This is a genomic window from Brachybacterium phenoliresistens (assembly GCF_039530785.1).
Lineage (GTDB): Bacteria > Actinomycetota > Actinomycetes > Actinomycetales > Dermabacteraceae > Brachybacterium > Brachybacterium phenoliresistens.
Genome location: NZ_BAAAOW010000003.1, coordinates 14,607 through 32,077, shown reverse-complemented (window position 1 = coordinate 32,077; position 17,471 = coordinate 14,607). Strand labels below are relative to the sequence as shown.

General features: G+C 74.7%; 17 protein-coding genes. 8 read left to right on the top strand and 9 right to left on the bottom strand.

Annotated elements, in window-relative coordinates:
* The 3 genes from ABD234_RS07660 to ABD234_RS07650 form a co-directional block, all read right to left on the bottom strand.
* On the bottom strand, positions 1-894 hold the full coding sequence (locus ABD234_RS07660) for a nucleoside hydrolase (protein WP_344354871.1): 894 nt from the start codon (positions 892-894) through the stop codon (positions 1-3).
* Between the two features lie 93 nt (positions 895-987).
* Positions 988-1,572, bottom strand: coding sequence for a dihydrofolate reductase family protein (locus ABD234_RS07655; protein ID WP_344354868.1), 585 nt, complete (start codon positions 1,570-1,572; stop codon positions 988-990).
* Between the two features lie 8 nt (positions 1,573-1,580).
* Complete coding sequence (locus ABD234_RS07650; protein ID WP_344354866.1) at positions 1,581-2,105, bottom strand: DUF1697 domain-containing protein; 525 nt, start codon at positions 2,103-2,105, stop codon at positions 1,581-1,583.
* A 48-nt stretch (positions 2,106-2,153) separates the two neighbouring features.
* Between ABD234_RS07650 and ABD234_RS07645 the strand changes: the two genes are divergently transcribed.
* Both ABD234_RS07645 and ABD234_RS07640 read left to right on the top strand, forming a co-directional pair.
* On the top strand, positions 2,154-2,963 hold the full coding sequence (locus ABD234_RS07645) for an alpha/beta fold hydrolase (protein WP_344354863.1): 810 nt from the start codon (positions 2,154-2,156) through the stop codon (positions 2,961-2,963).
* Between the two features lie 100 nt (positions 2,964-3,063).
* Positions 3,064-3,564 (top strand): DUF6630 family protein, encoded by a 501-nt coding sequence (locus ABD234_RS07640; protein WP_344354860.1) that lies wholly within the window; start codon positions 3,064-3,066, stop codon positions 3,562-3,564.
* Positions 3,565-3,679: 115 nt separating this feature from the next.
* Here the strand turns inward: ABD234_RS07640 and ABD234_RS07635 are convergent, their stop codons facing one another.
* The gene (locus ABD234_RS07635) at positions 3,680-4,654 is read right to left on the bottom strand and encodes a phosphotransferase (protein WP_344354857.1); all 975 of its coding nucleotides are present in this window, start codon (positions 4,652-4,654) and stop codon (positions 3,680-3,682) included.
* Positions 4,655-4,747: 93 nt separating this feature from the next.
* Here ABD234_RS07635 and ABD234_RS07630 point away from each other — a divergent pair, with 93 nt between their 5' ends.
* Positions 4,748-5,434, top strand: a complete 687-nt coding sequence (locus tag ABD234_RS07630) for a dihydrofolate reductase family protein (protein ID WP_344354855.1) — start codon at positions 4,748-4,750, stop codon at positions 5,432-5,434.
* A gap of 22 nt (positions 5,435-5,456) precedes the next feature.
* Here the strand turns inward: ABD234_RS07630 and ABD234_RS07625 are convergent, their stop codons facing one another.
* The 4 genes from ABD234_RS07625 to ABD234_RS07610 all read right to left on the bottom strand — a co-directional run bounded on the left by ABD234_RS07625 (position 5,457) and on the right by ABD234_RS07610 (position 10,505).
* Positions 5,457-6,887: a glycoside hydrolase family 5 protein gene (locus tag ABD234_RS07625; RefSeq protein ID WP_344354854.1), complete on the bottom strand. Its 1,431-nt coding sequence runs from the start codon at positions 6,885-6,887 to the stop codon at positions 5,457-5,459.
* Positions 6,888-6,961: 74 nt separating this feature from the next.
* Positions 6,962-8,911: an anthranilate synthase family protein gene (locus tag ABD234_RS07620; RefSeq protein WP_425546785.1), complete on the bottom strand. Its 1,950-nt coding sequence runs from the start codon at positions 8,909-8,911 to the stop codon at positions 6,962-6,964.
* A gap of 177 nt (positions 8,912-9,088) precedes the next feature.
* The gene (locus tag ABD234_RS07615; RefSeq protein WP_344354852.1) at positions 9,089-9,649 is read right to left on the bottom strand and encodes a DinB family protein; all 561 of its coding nucleotides are present in this window, start codon (positions 9,647-9,649) and stop codon (positions 9,089-9,091) included.
* Positions 9,650-9,707: 58 nt separating this feature from the next.
* Positions 9,708-10,505 (bottom strand): alpha/beta fold hydrolase, encoded by a 798-nt coding sequence (locus ABD234_RS07610; protein ID WP_038370760.1) that lies wholly within the window; start codon positions 10,503-10,505, stop codon positions 9,708-9,710.
* Between the two features lie 52 nt (positions 10,506-10,557).
* Here ABD234_RS07610 and ABD234_RS07605 point away from each other — a divergent pair, with 52 nt between their 5' ends.
* From ABD234_RS07605 to ABD234_RS07590, 4 genes are all read left to right on the top strand, one after another.
* Entirely contained in the window at positions 10,558-12,345 is a 1,788-nt protein-coding gene (locus tag ABD234_RS07605; protein WP_344354849.1) for a GNAT family N-acetyltransferase, read from the top strand.
* Positions 12,346-12,443: 98 nt separating this feature from the next.
* Positions 12,444-13,472 (top strand): tripartite tricarboxylate transporter substrate binding protein, encoded by a 1,029-nt coding sequence (locus ABD234_RS07600; protein ID WP_232226184.1) that lies wholly within the window; start codon positions 12,444-12,446, stop codon positions 13,470-13,472.
* Positions 13,469-14,068, top strand: coding sequence for a tripartite tricarboxylate transporter TctB family protein (locus ABD234_RS07595; protein WP_344354847.1), 600 nt, complete (start codon positions 13,469-13,471; stop codon positions 14,066-14,068). Before ABD234_RS07600 ends, ABD234_RS07595 begins: the two co-directional genes overlap by 4 nt.
* A 1-nt stretch (position 14,069) precedes the next feature.
* On the top strand, positions 14,070-15,611 hold the full coding sequence (locus ABD234_RS07590; RefSeq protein ID WP_344354845.1) for a tripartite tricarboxylate transporter permease: 1,542 nt from the start codon (positions 14,070-14,072) through the stop codon (positions 15,609-15,611).
* 83 nt (positions 15,612-15,694) lie between these two features.
* On the opposite strand, the gene ABD234_RS07585 is transcribed toward ABD234_RS07590, so the two are convergent.
* Positions 15,695-16,522: an alpha/beta fold hydrolase gene (locus ABD234_RS07585; protein WP_344354843.1), complete on the bottom strand. Its 828-nt coding sequence runs from the start codon at positions 16,520-16,522 to the stop codon at positions 15,695-15,697.
* A gap of 222 nt (positions 16,523-16,744) precedes the next feature.
* Here ABD234_RS07585 and ABD234_RS07580 point away from each other — a divergent pair, with 222 nt between their 5' ends.
* A complete protein-coding gene (locus ABD234_RS07580) occupies positions 16,745-17,470 on the top strand; it encodes a MarR family transcriptional regulator (RefSeq protein WP_344354841.1) in 726 nt (241 codons plus the stop codon).
* Position 17,471: the final 1 nt, after the last annotated feature.

Below are 17,471 nucleotides of genomic sequence, written 5' to 3'. Positions count from 1 at the left end.
TCAGACGCCCGGCTGCGCGGCCGCGAACCGGCGCAGCTTGGCGAAGAAGTCCTCGAGCAGGTATCGGGCGTCGTACATCTCGCACACCCGCACCGTGTGCCCCGCGCCCGGCAGCAGCGCGCCCTCGGCGGAGAACAGCGGAGCGGGGCGGGTGCGGAACAGCCCGCCCAGGGGGTTGAGCATGAGGCCGACGGCGGGGGAGTCCCCGAGAGCGCGATGCTCGATGGGGCCGCCCTGGACGGTCTCGTTGAACTCCTTGAGCTGCCGCACGAGGTAGGCGCCGAGCTCCCCGCACGGCGCGACCTTCTCGTCCAGCTCCGCATATCCGACCGAGGACATGACATACGCCGTCCGGGGCACCTGCCAGATGCGGATCCCCGAGCGGAAGACGACGTTCGCGGCGGCGACGTCGTTCCTCAGGTTGAACTCGATCCCCTCGCCGGGCTCGCGGACCTCGTAGCCCGGCCCGCCGATCCAGATCACCGTCGTGTCCGTCTCCACGAGCCCGGGGTCCAGCAGCAGGGCGGCGGCCATGTCGGTGAGCGGGCCGAGGAAGGCGATCTGCAGCGGCCCGGCGTCCTCGCGCCGTGCCTCCTCGATGATGAGCCGGGCCCCGGGGGAGTCGAGGGGCGTGTCCTCGTCGGGCAGGGCCTCGGCGGCGCCGTTCTCCGCCCGCACGTCGTCGCGGCCCATCATGCCCAGCAGCAGGTCGATCTCGGCGCGGGAGTCGAGCATGCTGGTCGCCGACCGCTGCGTGCCGAAGTGCGCGGCGATGATGCCGCGCACGTCCAGGGTCTCGGAGAGCAGGGCGTGGACGATGGCGAACTGGTCGTCCGCCTCGTTCTTGGCATCGGTGTCGATGATGACGCGGCGGGTGCGCGGGGTGCGGGACATCGGTGTCCTCCAGGAGGTCGGGACTCAGGTGATCGACCGGTTGACCACCACGCTACCAAGGTGCCCTTCGGGCCGGGGCCCGGCCGCGCGGGGTCAGCCGTGCCGCGTCGGGCGGTAGCGGAGCTCCTGGATGCGGCCGTCCAGGGTGCGGGCGCCCAGCAGCTCGAGGTCGAGGTCCTCGGCGCCGGCGAGGATCGGCGCGGTGCCGGTGCGGCCGCTGATCACGGGGAACACGGTCACCTGCAGCACGTCCACGAGACCGGCGGCGAGCAGGGCACGGTTCAGGGCGAGGCTGCCGTGGGAGCGCAGCGGCACCGCGGAGGTCTCCTTCAGGCCGCCGATGATCTCCACGGCGTCCCCGTGCGCACGGCGCGCATCGGGCCAGTCCAGCGGGTCCTCGAGCGTCGAGGAGACGACGGTGGTGGGCAGGAACTTCATGCGCGTGTTGACCGGGTCGTCGGCCTCCGAATCCCGCGTCAGCGCTCCCAGGAACCTCTGGAACATGCGGAAGGTCGATGCCCCGAGCACCAGGTGCGAGGCCTCGGCGTACTGCGCGGCGCGATGCGCGAGGAACTCGGGGCCCTGCTTGCCCCAGTAGCCGCCCCAGTCGCCCTCGGGTCCGAAGGAGCCGAAGCCGTCCAGGGTGCACAGCACGTCCCAGGTGTACGTCGCGGTCATGGCGGGCCTCAGAGCAGTCGGCGCAGCGTGGTGATGTTGCGGGTGGTCGTGGTGGCCTTGAACCGGGCGGCCGCGATCCTCTTCGCGAAAGGCTCGGTGGTGCTGGCGCCCTTCCGGCAGCGCCAGTAGACGACGCCCTCGCCTCCGGTGACCGGGTCCTCGGCGCCCGCGCAGTCCAGGACGTCGGCCCACGCCTGCGCGGTGGAGGCGAAGACGACATAGGCGTGATGCTCGGGGTCCTCCGCGAAGGGGTAGCCCTCCACGATGCCCGCGAGCTCGTCGTGGGGGAGCAGCACGATCCAGGCCTCGTAGCCGAAGCGCTCGCCGAGGGCCGCCTCGATGCGCTCCTTGAGCGCTGCGGCCGCCGCAGGGTCGTCGCCATCGACGTCCGCGGTGAAGTCGACGTTCCCGGTGGCCAGGACGGTGCGCACGTCCTCGAACCCGAGCTCGCGGAACAGCGCGGCGAGCTCGGCGCTGCGGATGCTCGCCCCGCCGACGTTGATCCCGCGCAGCAGGGCGACCCAGCGTGACATGCCCCGACGCTAGCACCGGCGCGACGGGCCCGCGATAGCCTCGCGCATATGTCCTTCTCCTGCGTGCTCCCCGCGCCGCATGCGGTGCGCCGCGGCTCCGGCCTGCCGCTGCTCATGATCCACGGCAACGGGGTCGACCATCGCCTGCTGCTGCCGCTGGACGAGGCGCTCGCCGCCGCCGGCGCCCTCGAGCGCATCTACCTGGATCTCCCCGGTTTCGGGCGGACGGCCCCGCTGGACGGCCCGGGCGGGCTGCCCGAGATCGCCGACTGGCTCGAGGAGGCCGCTGCGGAGCTCATCGGCGAGGCGTCCTTCGCGGTGCTCGGCAATTCGATGGGCGGGCTGCTGGCCCGGGAGCTCGCGGCCCGTCACCGCGAGCGCTGCGCCGGGATCGCGCTGCTCGCGCCCGTGGTCGACCCGGTCCGTGAGCACCGCCGCCTGCCCCCGCGCACCGTGCTGCGCACCGACCCGGAGCTGCTGGCCGCCCTGGACGCGGCCGATGCCGCGGACTACGCGGAGATGGCGGTCGAGCAGTCCGCCGCCGGCTGGGAGCGCTTCGCCGCGGCCGCGCTGCCCGGCATCCGCGCCGCGGATCCCGGCGCCGGCGAGCGCCTCGGGGCCCGCTACGCCCTGCCTGCCCAGCCCGATGACCGTCTCGCCGGGATCGACGTGCCCGTGCTCGTGGTCGCCGGGCGGCAGGACCATGTCGTCGGCTTCGAGGACCAGCAGGACCTCGCCGCACGCTTCCCGCACGCGAGCAGCGCCGTGCTGGACCGCGCCGGCCACAACGTCCACCTCGATCAGCCGGAGCAGGTCGCGGCGATGCTGCGCGCCTGGGCAGGGCAGGTCCTCGCCTGAGGGCGCACGCCGCGGCCCTCGGGCCCTGCCGCCCTGCCTGGTCCGGCGGGTTCCGACGGACCGCGCCCCTGGTGGCAAGCGCCTCCCGTACACTCCCGCCATGACGACGACGTCCTGGACCGATCTGGCACAGCTCCTCTCCGACCGCCCCGAGGTGGCGACCTCCACGGCGCTCGCCGCCGAGGATCAGGCCGGCTACTTCGACCGGAACCGGCAGCCGCTGCTGGATCGGGGGATCGACCGGGCCGACGGGGTCACCACGGCCATCGCCCTGGTGGACGCCCTCGCGGAGACCGGGGAGCTGGCCTACCTGGACGAGACGGCCGATGCCGAGACCGTCGCCGCGGCCCTCGGCGCCCTCGCCCCGGTGCGGGAGTCCGGGGTCGACCTCTCCTCGGTCGCGGAGCTGGACGTCGCGCTCGAACCGGCCCTCGGCGCCGCGAACCTGCTGCTCACCGAGGTGGGGCTGTACGTCCTGATCCTCGAGGAGGACGTCGACGAGTATCCGCTGGTGGTGGTGCCCACCGCCCGGGTGAGCGAGATCCTCGAGGCGGCCGGGCGGGCCGGCGCGGGGATCCGCGTCCCCGTCGCGCCGAACTGACCCCGGGCTCCGCCCGCTCCGTCCTCCGTCGGGGGAGGGCGCCGGCCGCGGGGTGCCGGCATTCCTCGAGCGTTCCCGGCAGCGCCCGTGCGGCCCGGTCCCGAGCCGGCGACGATCAGCGCACCAGCTCCTCGGCCGATGCCAGCAGCCGCCCCAGCGTCGTCCGTCCCAGCTCCGCCATCGGCGGGTTGGTCTCGCGGTAGTACCAGACCAGGCCCATGGCCTGGGCGAAGGCCCAGGCGGCGCCGCGCAGCCAGTCCAGCTCCGGCACGTCCAGCCGCTCCCGCAGCGCCTCGCGCGCGGAGCTGTCCAGCAGATGCCAAGCGGCCACCAGGTCCAGGGCCGGATCGGCCGGGCCGAAGCCGCCGGCATCGAGCACCCCCACCAGGCGGCCCCCGCCCAGCAGCAGGTTGCCGGGGATGAGGTCCCTGTGGCTCATGACGTCGGCGCTCTCGTGCGGCAGCGTGCGCCACCGTTCCCACAGCGCGGCCAGCTCCTCCACCGGCAGCAGGCCGCGGCTGTTCTCCAGGCAGGTGCGCATCCAGGCGTCGTGGTCGGGCAGCTCTCCGCCGCGTCCTCCGCCCGCGAAGCGTCGACCGCGGGTGGGCACCTCCCGCAGCGTGCCGAGGAGATCGGCGAGCTGCTCGGCGACGGGCACGGAGCCCGCGACGGAGGTCGGGGTCGCGACCTCGCCCTCGACCCAGGTCTGCAGGGAGAACGGCAGGGGGAACCCGGCGTCGCCCTCGCCGATCGCCACCGGGAGCGGCGCGGGCACGGGGCACGCGGCCGCGAACTCCGCCATCGCCGCGTGCTCGGCGACCAGGGCGGCGCGCACGGCGTCCGGGTCCTCGCCGGTCATCGGGAAGCGGGCCACGAGGTCGGTGCCGACCCGCAGCACGTAGCTCGTGGTGCCCGCCCCGGGCAGGGCGAGTACCTCCGCCGCGGGCGGGCGGCCCGCCTGCTCGAGGGCGCGGCCGATGAGCCGGCGCGCATCGGCCTGGGCCAGCGGGACCTGCGCCGCGTGCATCGTCGTCGTGCCCTGCGTGGTCGTGCCCTGCGTGCTCGTGCCGTCCGTCGTGCCCGTGGTCATGGCGGGAGACTACGGGGGCCGCGCGAGCACGTCACGGGGATTCCCTGCGCGCGGGCCGCGCAGTAGCGTGGTGGCCCTCGCGAGGAGGCGACCATGTCCGAGACCGGAGCATCCGCAGGAACGACCCCTGATCCGTCCCCGAGCATCCCGGGGCAGGGCCCGCCGCCCGGGCCCGGCGGCCAGGAGCTGCTGGTGGACTTCATCCTCTCCCTGGACGGCTGCGCCGCGGCGGAGGGCTGGCCCGGCTGGTGGGGTCTGCAGAGCCCCGAGTACCTCGACTGGCTCGGTCAGGAGCCCGAACGCATCCAGCTGATGGGCGCGACCACCTACCGCATGATGTCCGAGATGGCGCAGCAGGCCGAGTCCCTGGACGTCTCCGCGGAGGAGAAGGCGAGCTTCGCGCACATGGCCGAGGTGGAGAAGATCGTCTTCTCCTCGACCCTCACGCCCCCGCTGTCGTGGCCGAACTCGCGGCTGATCAGCACCGATGCGGCCGAGGCCGTGCGTGAGCTGAAGCGCACCGCGTCCCGGCCGCTGACGACCGTCGGCAGCATCCGTCTGAGCCATTCCCTGCTGCGCGCCGGGCTCGTGGACCGCTTCCGCATCATCCTGTTCCCGGTCATCACCGGGCGCACCGGGCTCGAGCGGATCTGGGAGCGCTTCGAGGACTTCACCCTCGAGCTGATCGGGACGCGCACCTTCGAGGGCGGGCTGCAGCTGCTCGAGTACGCGCCCACGCCGCTGGACGCCCCGCCGGGCACGGCCTGGCAGCGCCCCTGAGCGCGTCGGGCCGGCGCCCCGGTCACAGGACCCGCAGGCGGTGCTCCCCGGGCCGCGGCGTGATGATTACCCGCGCGCCCTCGCGCAGGATCGAGGCCCGCGCCCCGTCGACGACGAGCTCGACGTCCCGCTCCTCGGGCACCCAGAACTCGGTGGGCGCCGGGCCCTCCGCCCCGTCCCAGGCCGCCTTCCAGCCGCCGCCCGCGGAGGACTCCGCGCGCAGCCCGCGGCCGGTGACCGCGACGGCCCGGGGCCGGCGCAGGTGCCGGGCCGCCTCGCTCCCGGGGAAGGACGCGTCGAAGGACCAGTAGAACCAGCTCCACGCCCAGCGGTCGAAGAGGTCCAGCTGGTGCTGGATGTGGGCCCCGATGCCGGCGAGATCCCCGAGCCCGCCCCATTCCCCGACGATCACCGGGACCCCGAGCCCCGCGGCGGTCTCCGCGGCGCGGGTGAGGATCGTCGTCACCCGGCGATCGCTGGGCGCGGACATGGCCTCGGTGTCCACCACGAGGTCGTAGCCGTGGGGCGAGTACGCCCACGCCCCGCCGTCCAGCGGCGGGATCGCGGCGGGGACGCCGAGGTTGCCGGGATACGAGTGCTCGCGCAGGATCAGCGCCCCGGGCCGATGCTCCCGGATCGCGGCGGCGGCCTGCCGGAAGAGGTCATGGACGGGGCCCTGCTCGAAGGGCGCGAGCAGCGGCGCGGCGGCATCGGCCACCGCCCGGTGCAGCGACTCGTCCTCGAGCCGCGCCAGCTGCGCGAGACGCGCCGCCGGGTCGGAGAGGTCCGCGGCGACCTGCTCCGGGGCCTGGCCGGTGCGCTCGGCGAGCGCCCCAAGGATCGCCTGCTGCACCTCGACCATGAGGGCGCCGGGGGCGGGCTCGTTGAGCACGTCGTAGCCGATCACCGCCGGATGGCCGCCCAGGCGCCGGGCCAGCTCGCCCCACATCGCGGTGAAGCGGGTGCGGATGCCCACCCCGTCCGGCCCGGGGGCATCGGCCCAGAACGCGTCCAGCGCCTCCTGCACGGCGGCGGAGGAGACGTAGGCGTCGCTCCACAGGTCGCTGGGGGTGAAGGGCTGCGCGGTGAGCGTCGCCCAGGCCGGCGCGCCGTCGCCGAAGGACTGGGAGTACAGGTCCTGATGGGCATCGAGCACCACCGCCAGCCCGGCGCGGTGCAGGCGGTCCAGCATGTCCTCGAGCCAGGCCAGGTGCCCGGTGTCGTAGCGCCCGGGCTCCGGCTCCACCGCCGCCCAGATCACGCCCAGGCGCACCGCGTCCAGCCCCGACCGGGCCAGGCCCGCGAGGTCCTCGTCGGACCAGTCGCCGCGGAACGCGGTGCCCGAGCTCCCGGCCTGCCCGCGGGGGCCCTTGGCGACGAGGTTGATCCCGTGCAGGATCCGCTGCCGTCCGTGCTCGTCGACCAGGATCGTCCCGTCGGTCCTCAGCTGCATCGCCTGCTCCGCTCGTTCGGGGCGGCCGCGGCGCCATCGCCGGGCCTTCCCCCGAACCTAGCAGCGACGGGCCCTCACCGGGTCCCGGCGAGGGCATGTGCCGTCAGCGCCTCCAGGACGGCGATCCCGTCGCGGGAGAGCACGGACTCCAGGTGCCCCTGGACCGAGGCGAAGCCCTCCCCGCGCAGGGCGTGGACGATCCCGGTGCCGGGATCGGCGGCGACCTCGGCCGCGAGCGGGCGCAGGGAGCCGGGCGCCTGCGCGGCCAGCTGCGCGGTGCCCGGGGCGACGCGGGCGGCGAAGGTGTTGTAGAAGCCGATCCGCGCCGGGCCGATGCCCGCGAACAGGTCCACCGTGCGGGGCACGCCCTGGTGCGGCGCCGGCAGCGGGGCGAGCTCGAGGCCCAGCTCCTGGCACAGCAGCTGGTGGCTGAGGCACACCGCCAGCAGCGGCTGCGACCGCTCCAGCCGGGCCCGGATCAGCGCGCGCAGGGTCGCCATCCGCGCCGAGGCGGGATCGCGCGGGTCCCCGGGGCCGGGCCCGGCGACCAGCAGCTGCGCGGCCGCGGCCCGCTCCGGCGTCACCGCGTCCCAGGGGAGGACCTCGGCCTGCACGCCGAGATGGCGCAGCTGGTGGGCGAGCATCGTGGTGAAGCGGTCCTCCGCGTCCACGATCAGGGCCTCGGCGCCGGCCAGCGGGCCGGGCGCGGCGGACTGCGGCTCCAGCCAGAACCGGGCCAGGGTCGCGTTGCGGGAGGCCAGCAGCTCGCCGATGCCGGGATCGGCGGCCAGATCGGGGGCCCCGCCGGCCGCCCCGGTGCGGGCGGGCAGCGCGCCGATGGCGCCGAGCACCCCGGCGGACTTCGCAAGGGTCTCGGCGACCTCCCCGTCCGGGTCGGAATGCCGCACGAGCGTCGCGCCGACGGGGACCCGCAGCCGGCCGTCCTCGAGATAGGCGGTGCGGATGAGGATGGGCGCGTCCAGCGCGTGCCCGCCCGCACCGTTGGGGGTGAACAGGGCCGCCACCCCGGAGTAGTAGCCGCGCGGGCCCGCCTCGTGCCGGCCGATGACGGTGCACGCGTTCTGCATGGGGGAGCCGGTGACGGTGGGCGCGAACATCGTCTCGCGCAGCACGTCGCGGGGATCCAGGGCGCTGCGGCCGCGCAGCATGTACTCGGTGTGGGTGAGACGGGACATCTGCTTCAGGTGCGGGCCGGTGATGCGGCCGCCGTCGGAGCAGACGGCGCTCATCATCTTCATCTCCTCGTCCACCACCATGAACAGCTCCTCCGTCTCCTTCGTGGAGGCGAGGAACTCGGCCAGGGCCTCCCGCGTCGGCGGGGCCTCGCCGTGGCGGAAGGTGCCGGAGATCGGGTTCATGAGCACCTCGCCGTCGCGGGCGACGACGTGCGCCTCCGGGCTCGCGCCCACCAGGATCCGGTCGCCGGCGACGATCGCGAAGGTCCAGTACGCGCCGCGCTCGCGCTCCAGCAGCGCCCGGAACCAGGCCAGCGCCGCCGTGCGGGCCCCGGCGGCATCGGCCGCCCCCTCGACGTCGGCGAGGTAGTCGCGGCGGATCACGAAGTTCGCGCCCTCGCCCCGGCCGATCTCCTCCTCGATGACGGTGCGCACCACCTCGGCGTACCGGGCGTCGGAGACGTCGAAGGCGCCGCCGTGCAGGGCGGGGACGCGGGCCGGGAGGGCGGTGAGCAGCTGCTCGCGGGCGAGCTCGGCGCGGTCCTCGACGAGCAGGCAGCGCAGCGGGGAGTCCTCGGCGGGCACGTCGTATCCGCGCTCGCGGATCTGCTGGTAGGGGACCAGGGCGAGGACCTCGCGGGGCATTCCGTCCTCGTCCAGGGGGATGTCGGCGAGCGCCTCGACGTCGCGGATGCTCCCGCGCAGCAGCTCGATATCGGCCGGGTCGTGCCCGCCGCAGCGGTGCGGCCGCTCGGGGCGGGAGAGCAGGGCGAAGGGCTCGTCGGAGGCGACGAGCGCGGCGAGCAGGGCGGCCGGGTCGGCGGTCACGGGGGTCACGGGCTTCTCCTGGGATGTGCCCGGGACGGCCCACCGGCTCCACGACTGCGAAGACCGCCCCGGAAGGCGGTCTGGTTCGTGCGTACGAGAACAGGGCCGCCTAGGAGGCGGGCCACCAGTTGAGGGTCTCGTGCATCGGGAGCATGGCAGGAGGGTACACCCCCGCGCTCACTGCCCGACGCGGCCGTCCACGCACTCGCGCAGCAGGTCCGCGTGCCCGCAGTGGCGCGCGTACTCCTCGATGAGGTGGATCCGGATCTCGCGCACCGTGCCGTGCGCGCCGACGGCCGCGCCGAGGTCGTGGTCGTGGCGGGAGAGGGCGGCATCGGTCGCGGCCTGCTCGCGGGCCAGGGCCTCGCGGGCCTCGGCGACCACGGCGTCGTCGGCGATCGCGCCGTCGAAGTCCCCGTCGGGATCGCCGTACAGGCTGGGGCGGGCATGCTCGGGATCCAGCCAGCTCTGCCAGTCCCGCTCGACCTCCGCGAGGTGCCGCAGCAGCCCCAGCAGCGACATGGTCGAGGGCAGCACGGAGCGGCGGGCGAGCTGCTCGGAGTCCAGGCCCTCGCACTTCATGAGCAGGGTCGCGCGATAGTCGCGCAGGTACTCCTGCAGGGTCGCCAGCTCGCCCTCCGGCGCGGGGCCGTCGCTGCTGCGGGGGTCCTCGTCCGGGTCGACCCACATGTCGGGGTGCACGGTCGCCTTCGTCCATCGCTGCGTGAGCTCGTCCATGCGCTGATCGTCCCCCGTCCTCGCGCGATGCGCCAGGCGTTTTCCCCGGCCCGCGCGATCAGGGCACCGGGCGCACGGCCGCCCGGGCCCGGGCGACGTCCTCGGCCAGCAGGCGCGGCCAGGTCCGGACGTCCGCGGGGGTCCGCGCGACGCGCAGCTCCGCGTGCGGCAGCAGGCGGGCCAGCTCCTGCGCGGTCGTCAGCGGATGCGAGGGGTCCTCCTCCCAGGCCAGGATCCGCACCGGCACCGTGATCGCGGCGATCCGCGCCGGATCGGGCAGGTCGCTGTCCCCGGCGCCGCGCAGCACCGACGGCAGCAGCTCCGGCGGGATCTCCGGGGTGGCGTCGGCCGGGGGGACGGCCGCGGGCGGCTGCGGGGCCATGGCCCCCGCGGCGACGAACGCGCCCACCCCGCGCGCCTCGACCAGGGCGGCGGAGGCCCGGTAGGCCGCGGCCCGTGCCGTGCGCGTCGCCCACGCGGTCGGCGGGATCATCAGGGTCAGCGAGGAGAAGCGCCCGGGGTCGGCCACCGCCGCATGCAGCAGCGTGCCGCTGCCCATCGAGGGCCCGGCGCCGTGCACCCGCTCGCCGGGGAAGTGCTCCTCCAGCAGCGCCAGCAGGTCCTCCGCGAGGACCTCCCAGCGGTAGTCCCCGGGCTCCGGCCGGCCCGTGGAGCGGCCGTGCCCGCGGGCGTCGTAGCGCAGCAGACGGGTGCCGGACAGGCCCCGCCCCAGGTCCAGGTCGATCTCCCGCTCCCGGGCGCGGCTCGAGGTGAGCCCGTGCAGCTGGACGACGGGGTGGCCGCCCTCGTCGCTGAGCTCGGTGTCGAGCTCGGCATGCGGGACACGGAATCGCATCGGCGCCCGCCTCCGTTCCTCGGGTCGCGGTGAGGACGCTAGGTTAGCGCGCATGCGCCTGACCAACGTCTCGCACCTGCGGCTGCCCTTCGGGCGCCTGATCGGCTACGACGTGGCCGTCGGCACCCCGGGGCGGCCCCTGCCGGTCTCCTTCGACCAGCAGCGCCACGTCGGCGCCGGGGACCGCCCCGGCTCCTGGATGGCCCTGTCCTTCGCGCTGCCGCGGCGTGTGGAGCGGGAGGACCTCGCCGCGGCGTGGCTGTCGGTGATCGCCCGCCACGGCACGCTGCGCTCGGTGTTCTCTCCCGCCCCCGAGGGGCGGGCCGATGCCGCCCCGCTGCTGCACGAGCTGGAGATCGGCCCGGGCGCCTGGCGCGAGCATGCCATCGGCCCCGGGCAGGCGGTCGAGGAGGCGCTGCGCCAGGTGCTCGATGCGCACTGCCGGCCCTTCGCCCGCCCCGCGCACCGCCTGTGCGCCCTCGAGACGGCCGATGCCACCACCGTGGTGATCGGCGTGGACCACGCCCACGTGGACATGTGGTCGATGCTCGTGATCGGCCGGGACCTGCTGGCCCGGCTCGCCGCGCGCGGCGCCGCGCCCGCGCCCCAGGAGCTGCCGGAGCCGGTGCCGTCCTTCGCCGAGCACACCGCGCAGCTCGCCGGCCGGCCCCCGGCGCCCGCGGAGGTCCGCCGGCGCTGGGCGGAGGTCCTCGCCGCCAGCGGCGAGGTCATGCCCCGCTTCCCGCTGCCGCTGGGGGAGGCGGCCTCCCAGCCCGAGCGGGTCGAGGTGCGCGATGTGCTCGACGCCGACGACAGCGCCGCCTTCGCCGCGGAGGCCCGCGCGAGCGGCGCCTCCACGCTGGCGCTGACGGTCTCGGCGATGACCGAGGTGACCCGGGAGCTGGCCGATGCGCCGCTGCGCGCCGTGTTCCCGGTGCACAGCCGCCACGAGGCCCGATGGCACGTCTCGGTGGGCTGGTTCATCACCAACTCCGTGCTCGAGTCGACCGACCCGGCGCCGACGGCGTGCGCCGCGGCGATCACGGAGGCGATCCGGCTGGGGTCCTGGCCGCTGGCCGAGGTGCTCGAGCCCTGGGGCGGCATGCCCGAGGCGCCCGGCATGTTCGCGATCTCCTGGCTGGACCTGCGGCGCCTGCCGGTGCGCTTCGACTCGGCGGGGCTCGGCGCCCAGTACGTGAGCGCCGCGATCCGCACCGACGGCGTGATGCTGTGGTTCATCCTCGACGACGCCGGCCTGCACCTGCGCTGCCGCTATCCCGACACGCCGCAGGCGCGCGACGGGGTCGGGAGCTGGCTCGACGCGCTGGTCGCCCGGATGCGCCGGCGCGCCCGGGAGTCCGCGGGGGACGTGCTGCGGTGCGGCGGGCGCAGCTACCGCATCCAGCGGGCCGCCCGGGAGGACGTGCCCGCGATCCGGGCCCTGCTGGTCGACGACGAGATCGGCCGCACCCGCGAGGGCGGGGATGACGCCGCCGAGTACGAGGCCGCCTACGACCGCGTCGCCCAGGACCGCGCCCACTATCTCGCGGTGGTCCGCGACGAGGCCGGGGCCGTGGTGGGCACCATGCAGCTGACGATCCTGCCGGGGCTCTCCCGCCAGGGCAGCGCCCGCCTGCAGATCGAGGCCGTCCGCGTCGCCCGCTCCGAGCGCTCCCGCGGACTGGGCTCGGCGATGTTCGCCTGGGCCCACGAGCACGGCCGTGCCCGCGGCGCCCGCCTCGCGCAGCTGACGACCGACCTCGGCCGCGAGGAGGCGAGGGCGTTCTACGCCCGGCTCGGCTACGTGGAGTCGCATGCGGGGCTGAAACGGCCCCTGTGAGGCGTTAGGGTGACGGCACCGATCCCGCCCCACCTCGGCACCGTCGCCCTGGGCCTCCTGCAGGCATGCCCCGGTGCCCGCACGACAGGAGGACGCCGTTGTCCGACACCCGTCACCCGCCCGGCTCCGAGCCTGAAGGCCCGCGGCCGCCGCGCCGGACCGCCCTGACCGCGATCGGCCTGGCGGTCTCCGCCGGTGCCATCGGCACCGCCGCCTACGGCTCCATCACCTCCGCCTCCGGAGGCGGCGACCTGCGGTCCTCCCTCACGATCATCGCCCCGGCCGCCGCCGGCGGCGGCTGGGACACCTGCGCCCGAGAGATGCAGGCCACCCAGCGCGCCGGCGGCATCGTGAACAACACGCAGGTCCTGAACATCCCCGGCGCAGGCGGCACCATCGCGCTCGGCAACCTCGCCGGGCTCGCCGGCCGCCCGGAGACGATCATGGTCGGCGGCACCGGGCAGCTCGCCGCGACCATCCAGTACGACTCCTCGGTCGTCCTCGAGGACGTCACGCCCCTGGCGACCATCGTCGCCGAGATCGGCGTCGTCGTCGTCAAGGCCGATGCCCCCTACGAGAGCCTCGAGGACCTCGCCGCGGCGTGGCGGGAGGACCCCGCCGCCATCCCGTGGACCGGCGGCGGCTCCTTCGACCAGCTCGTGGTGACCTCCCTCGCGATCGCGGCCGGCGTCGACCCGGTCGAGATGACCTACATCTCCTCCGACGGCGGCGGCGAGGCGATCCAGGCGATCCTCAACGGCACCGCCGTGGCCGCCACCGGCGGCTATCCCGACAACAAGGACCTCATCGAGTCCGGCCGCTTCAAGTCCCTCGCCGTCGTGGCCGACGCCCCGGTCGAGGGCATCGACATGCCCACCACCGTCGAGCAGGGCTTCGACGTGACCCTGACCAACTGGCGCTCCCTGCACGCCCCGCCCGGCATCACCGAGGAGGACCGCGCCGAGCTCGTCGCGATCATCCAGGAGACCGTCGCCGCCCCCGAGTGGCAGGAAGCCGTCGAGCGCTACAGCTGGATGCGCGCCGAGCGCTACGGCGAGGAGCTGGACGCCTTCCTCGCCGCCCAGGCGGAGGAGATCGCCGGACTGTACGAGGAGATGGGCGCATGACGCAGAACCCGACCCCGACCGACCCGGAGGCCGCCTTGGAGACCGCCGCGGAGGACGAGGCTCCCCGCCTGAGCGGGCCCGGCGTCCTCGCCGAGCTCGCCATGCCCGCGCTGCTGGCCGCCTTCACGGTCTATCTCGTGGTGGGCCTGGTGACCATGCGCATCCCCGAGGGCACCGACTTCCCCGGCCCCCGCTTCGTGCCCGGCATCATCGCCGCCGCCATCGGCATCCTCGTGATCGCGCAGGTGGTCCTCGTGCTGCGGCGGCACACGCCGCTGGCCGCGGACCGCCGCATCCCGGCGGGCCGCGACGACCTCGAGGGCATCGCCGGCACCGTCACCCGCCGCGCCGGCCTGGACTGGCCCTCGTTCGCGTGGGCCGTCGGCGGCTTCCTCGTGTTCTCGCTGCTGCTGGAGGTGCTGGGCTGGGTGCTCGGCGCCGCCCTGCTGTTCTGGTGCGTGGCGAGGGCCTTCGGCTCCCGCCGCGTGCTCCTGGACGTGGTCGCGGGGCTGACGCTGTCCTCCCTGGCGTACATCGCCTTCGACATGATCCTGGGCCTCTCGCTGCCCTCCGGCATCCTCGGATGGGGGTTCTGACATGGATGTGCTCTCCTCCCTGCTCGGCGGCTTCGGCGACGTCCTGCACCCGATCAACCTGCTGTGGGTGCTCATCGGCTGCCTGCTGGGCACGGCCGTCGGCGTGATGCCGGGCCTCGGCTCCTCGATGGCCGTGGCCCTGCTGCTGCCGGTCACCTTCGCCCTCGAGCCGACGGCCGCGTTCATCATGTTCGCCGGCATCTACTTCGGCGGCCTGTTCGGCGACTCGACCATGGCGATCCTCATGAACACGCCCGGCCAGGCCTCCGCGATCGCCTCGACCTTCGAGGGCCATGCCATGGCCCGCGCCGGCCGCGCCCCGCAGGCCCTGGCCACCGCCGCCATCGGCGCCTTCGTGGGCGGCTTCGTCGCGAGCATCATCATGGTGTTCCTGACGCCGTGGCTGGCCGCGTTCTCCTCGAGCTTCGGCCCGGCGGAGTACTTCGCCCTGGCCCTGTTCGCCTTCATCTCCACCAGCTCGATGCTCGCCGACTCGGCGATCAAGGGGCTGCTGTCGCTGTCGCTGGGCCTGGGCATCTCGGTGATCGGCATCGACGGGGTCAGCGGCGCCCCGCGCTTCACGATGGGCAGCGCGCTGCTGTTCGACGGGATCAGCCTGGTCGTGGTGACCGTCGCGATGCTCGCCCTCGCCGAGGTCATCTACGTCGCCTGCCGCGAGCGCTTCGACCCGACCGTCCGGCCGATCCGTCCCTCGGGGCGCCCCTGGCTGAGCCGGCAGGAGGTGAAGGAGGCCGCACCGGCCTGGGCCCGCGGCACCGCCATCGGCCTGCCCTTCGGCGTGATCCCCGCAGGCGGCTCCGAGCTGCCCACCTTCCTGGCCTTCGGCCTGGAGAAGCGGCTGGACGGCAAGCGCAGGCCGCCGCGCTTCGGCACCGGCGCGATCCGGGGCCTGGCGGCCCCGGAGGCCGCGGGCAACGCCACCACCGGCATGTCGATGGGCGCGCTGCTGGCCCTGGGCCTGCCGGTCTCGGCGACGGCCGCGATCATGCTCGCCGCCTTCCGCCAGTACGGAATCCAGCCCGGGCCGCTCATGTTCGAGCGCTCAGGGGACCTGGCGTGGACGCTCATCGCGAGCTTCTTCGTCGCGATGATCGTGCTGCTGGTGATCAACATGCCCTTCGCGGCGCTGTGGGCGAAGCTGCTGCTGATCCCCAAGCCGTACCTCTACGCCGGCATCAGCGTGTTCTGCGGGCTGGGCATCTACGCCACCAGCTCCTCGGTCGCGGATCTGCTGATCCTGCTGGGGATCGCCCTGGTGGGCTTCGTGATGCGCGTGGCGGACTACCCGCTGGCCCCGCTGATCATCGGCATGGTGCTGGGCCCGCTGGCCGAGACCAGCCTGCGCGATGCCCTGATGAGCGCCGCCGGGAACCCGCTGACCCTCGTGGACGGGCCCATCGTCACCCTCATCTACCTGCTCATGGTGGCGGCCATCGCCTTCACGATCATCACCCGGGTGCGCGATCACCGCACCGCCCGGCGTGACGCGAACCGCGCCGCGAGCGACCAGATCATCCTCTGACCGGCGACGCTCGGCGCCCCGGGAACCCTGAGGGTCCCGGGGCGCCGCCGTGCGGAGCCGGGCCGGGTCAGCGCCCGGCCGGATCAGCGCCGGGCGGGGGAGAGGCCGGCGACCTCCCGCACGGCCCCGGCCACCGCCGCGAAGTCCCTGCGCAGGATCGCGCCGTGGTCGCTGGAGACCTTCGCGCTCAGGGCGATGCGCGGGTTGCGGGCGATCGCCGCGTCCAGGCTCTCGCGGATGCGCTCCTGCTCATCGGCCCGGCTTCCCAGGGAGGAGCCGGAGGCAACCACGAACCGGGTGGGCACGGAGAGGGCGTCGAGCACCGGGCTGAGGGCGCTCTCCCGGGAGAGCTCGCCCAGCTCGATGTTGCTGTCGGCCATCTGGTCGGCGCTCATCCGCGGGGTGAGCCCGGTGAGGCGCATCGGCACGGTGATCGGGCGCATGCGGCGGAACATGGTGCGGATCCGTCGCGCCATCGCCTCGTCCAGCCAGTCGTGGGGGAAGGCCCCGTCCACGAGCACGGCGCCGAGCGCCCGGTCCGGGTGGCGGTGCGCCCAGTGCGCCGCGACGACCGCCCCGTAGGACCAGCCGACCACGATCGCGCGCCGCACCCCGCGGGCCGCGAGCACGGCGTCGACGTCGCGCAGGGCGGCCTCGAAGGAGTAGTCCGAGGAGGTCCGCGACCGACGCCCGCGGGCGCGCCCGTCGAAGGTGATGTGCCGCCAGGCCGGGCCCAGCTCCGCGATGACGCGGCGCCAGTACCCCTGCGTCGCGAACTGCCCGTTGAGGTAGAGCACCGGGAGGCCGGGGCCGCCGCTGTCGGTCACGGCCAGCGCCGTGTCGTCGACCTCGACCATGCCTCGCCAGCGCGGGGCCGAGGGGGATGCGTGTGCTGCTGCGTCGCGGGTCATGTCCGCTCCTTCCGTCGATGTTTCGTGCAGGAGAAACGCTACGTAGCATTCGAGGACCCGGCAACGGGTATGCTGCGCCGAAACGACCAGAAAGCCAGGTAAGGAGGGTTAAAGTGGAGCATCGGCTCTGTCGATAATGCAACGATTCGCTGCCGCCGGCGTTGCGTTCAGCGGCTCGGCGCGCTACGCTGGGCCGCGGTGCGAGACCCGAGGAGGCTCCCGATGGCACGAGGCCGGCTCACCCTGCAGGACCGGCGCCGCATCGCGCGCGGGCTGTCCGAGGGGCTCGCCTATGCGGAGATCGCCCGGCGCCTGGAGCGCCCCACCTCCACCGTCACCCGCGAGGTGATGCGCAACGGCGGCCCCCGCGAGTACCGGGCCGACGCCGCCCAGCGCGCCACCGAGCGGCGCGCCCGGGAGCGCTCCGCCGGGCGCGGCGCCCGCCCGGCGCCCTTGCCCGCCGAGGGCCGCGACCCGGAGGCGCTCGCCCGCCTCTGCGAGACGCTGACGGCGGTGCTCGTGGCGTCCGGCCTGACGCCGATGGCGGCCCGCGTGCTCACCGCCCTGTTCACGACCGACGCCGGCAGCCTCACCGCCGCCGAGCTGGTGCGCCGCCTCCAGGTGAGCCCGGCCTCCGTCTCCAAGGCGATCGCCTTCCTCGAGGAGCAGGGCCTCGTGCGCCGCGAGCGCGAGGAGGGGCGGCGCGAGCGCTATCTCGCGAACGACGACGTCTGGTACCAGTCCACCATCGCCAGCGCCCGGGCCAACGAGCTGCTCGCCGCGACCGCCCGGGAGGGCGTGGCGGTGCTGGGGGAGGGCAGCCCCGCGGCCGAGCGGCTCGAGGGCATCGGCCGCTTCCTCGACGTCATCAGCGCGAGCATCCTGCAGGCCGCCGAGGACGCCCGCGCCATGCTCCACAGCGCGCCGGAGACGCCCCGCACGGACTGAG

What these genes read in the sequence shown, in the direction of transcription:
- ABD234_RS07645 (WP_344354863.1), top strand. Translation starts at nt 2,154, where the DNA reads ATGTCCTTCTCCTGCGTGCTCCCCGCGCCGCATGCGGTGCGCCGCGGC.
- ABD234_RS07605 (WP_344354849.1), top strand. Translation starts at nt 10,558, where the DNA reads ATGCGCCTGACCAACGTCTCGCACCTGCGGCTGCCCTTCGGGCGCCTG.
- ABD234_RS07590 (WP_344354845.1), top strand. Translation starts at nt 14,070, where the DNA reads ATGGATGTGCTCTCCTCCCTGCTCGGCGGCTTCGGCGACGTCCTGCAC.
- ABD234_RS07630 (WP_344354855.1), top strand. Translation starts at nt 4,748, where the DNA reads ATGTCCGAGACCGGAGCATCCGCAGGAACGACCCCTGATCCGTCCCCG.
- ABD234_RS07585 (WP_344354843.1), bottom strand. Translation starts at nt 16,522, where the DNA reads ATGACCCGCGACGCAGCAGCACACGCATCCCCCTCGGCCCCGCGCTGG.
- ABD234_RS07580 (WP_344354841.1), top strand. Translation starts at nt 16,745, where the DNA reads ATGGCACGAGGCCGGCTCACCCTGCAGGACCGGCGCCGCATCGCGCGC.
- ABD234_RS07625 (WP_344354854.1), bottom strand. Translation starts at nt 6,887, where the DNA reads ATGCAGCTGAGGACCGACGGGACGATCCTGGTCGACGAGCACGGACGG.
- ABD234_RS07660 (WP_344354871.1), bottom strand. Translation starts at nt 894, where the DNA reads ATGTCCCGCACCCCGCGCACCCGCCGCGTCATCATCGACACCGATGCC.
- ABD234_RS07595 (WP_344354847.1), top strand. Translation starts at nt 13,469, where the DNA reads ATGACGCAGAACCCGACCCCGACCGACCCGGAGGCCGCCTTGGAGACC.
- ABD234_RS07615 (WP_344354852.1), bottom strand. Translation starts at nt 9,649, where the DNA reads ATGGACGAGCTCACGCAGCGATGGACGAAGGCGACCGTGCACCCCGAC.
- ABD234_RS07650 (WP_344354866.1), bottom strand. Translation starts at nt 2,105, where the DNA reads ATGTCACGCTGGGTCGCCCTGCTGCGCGGGATCAACGTCGGCGGGGCG.
- ABD234_RS07635 (WP_344354857.1), bottom strand. Translation starts at nt 4,654, where the DNA reads ATGACCACGGGCACGACGGACGGCACGAGCACGCAGGGCACGACCACG.
- ABD234_RS07640 (WP_344354860.1), top strand. Translation starts at nt 3,064, where the DNA reads ATGACGACGACGTCCTGGACCGATCTGGCACAGCTCCTCTCCGACCGC.
- ABD234_RS07655 (WP_344354868.1), bottom strand. Translation starts at nt 1,572, where the DNA reads ATGACCGCGACGTACACCTGGGACGTGCTGTGCACCCTGGACGGCTTC.
- ABD234_RS07610 (WP_038370760.1), bottom strand. Translation starts at nt 10,505, where the DNA reads ATGCGATTCCGTGTCCCGCATGCCGAGCTCGACACCGAGCTCAGCGAC.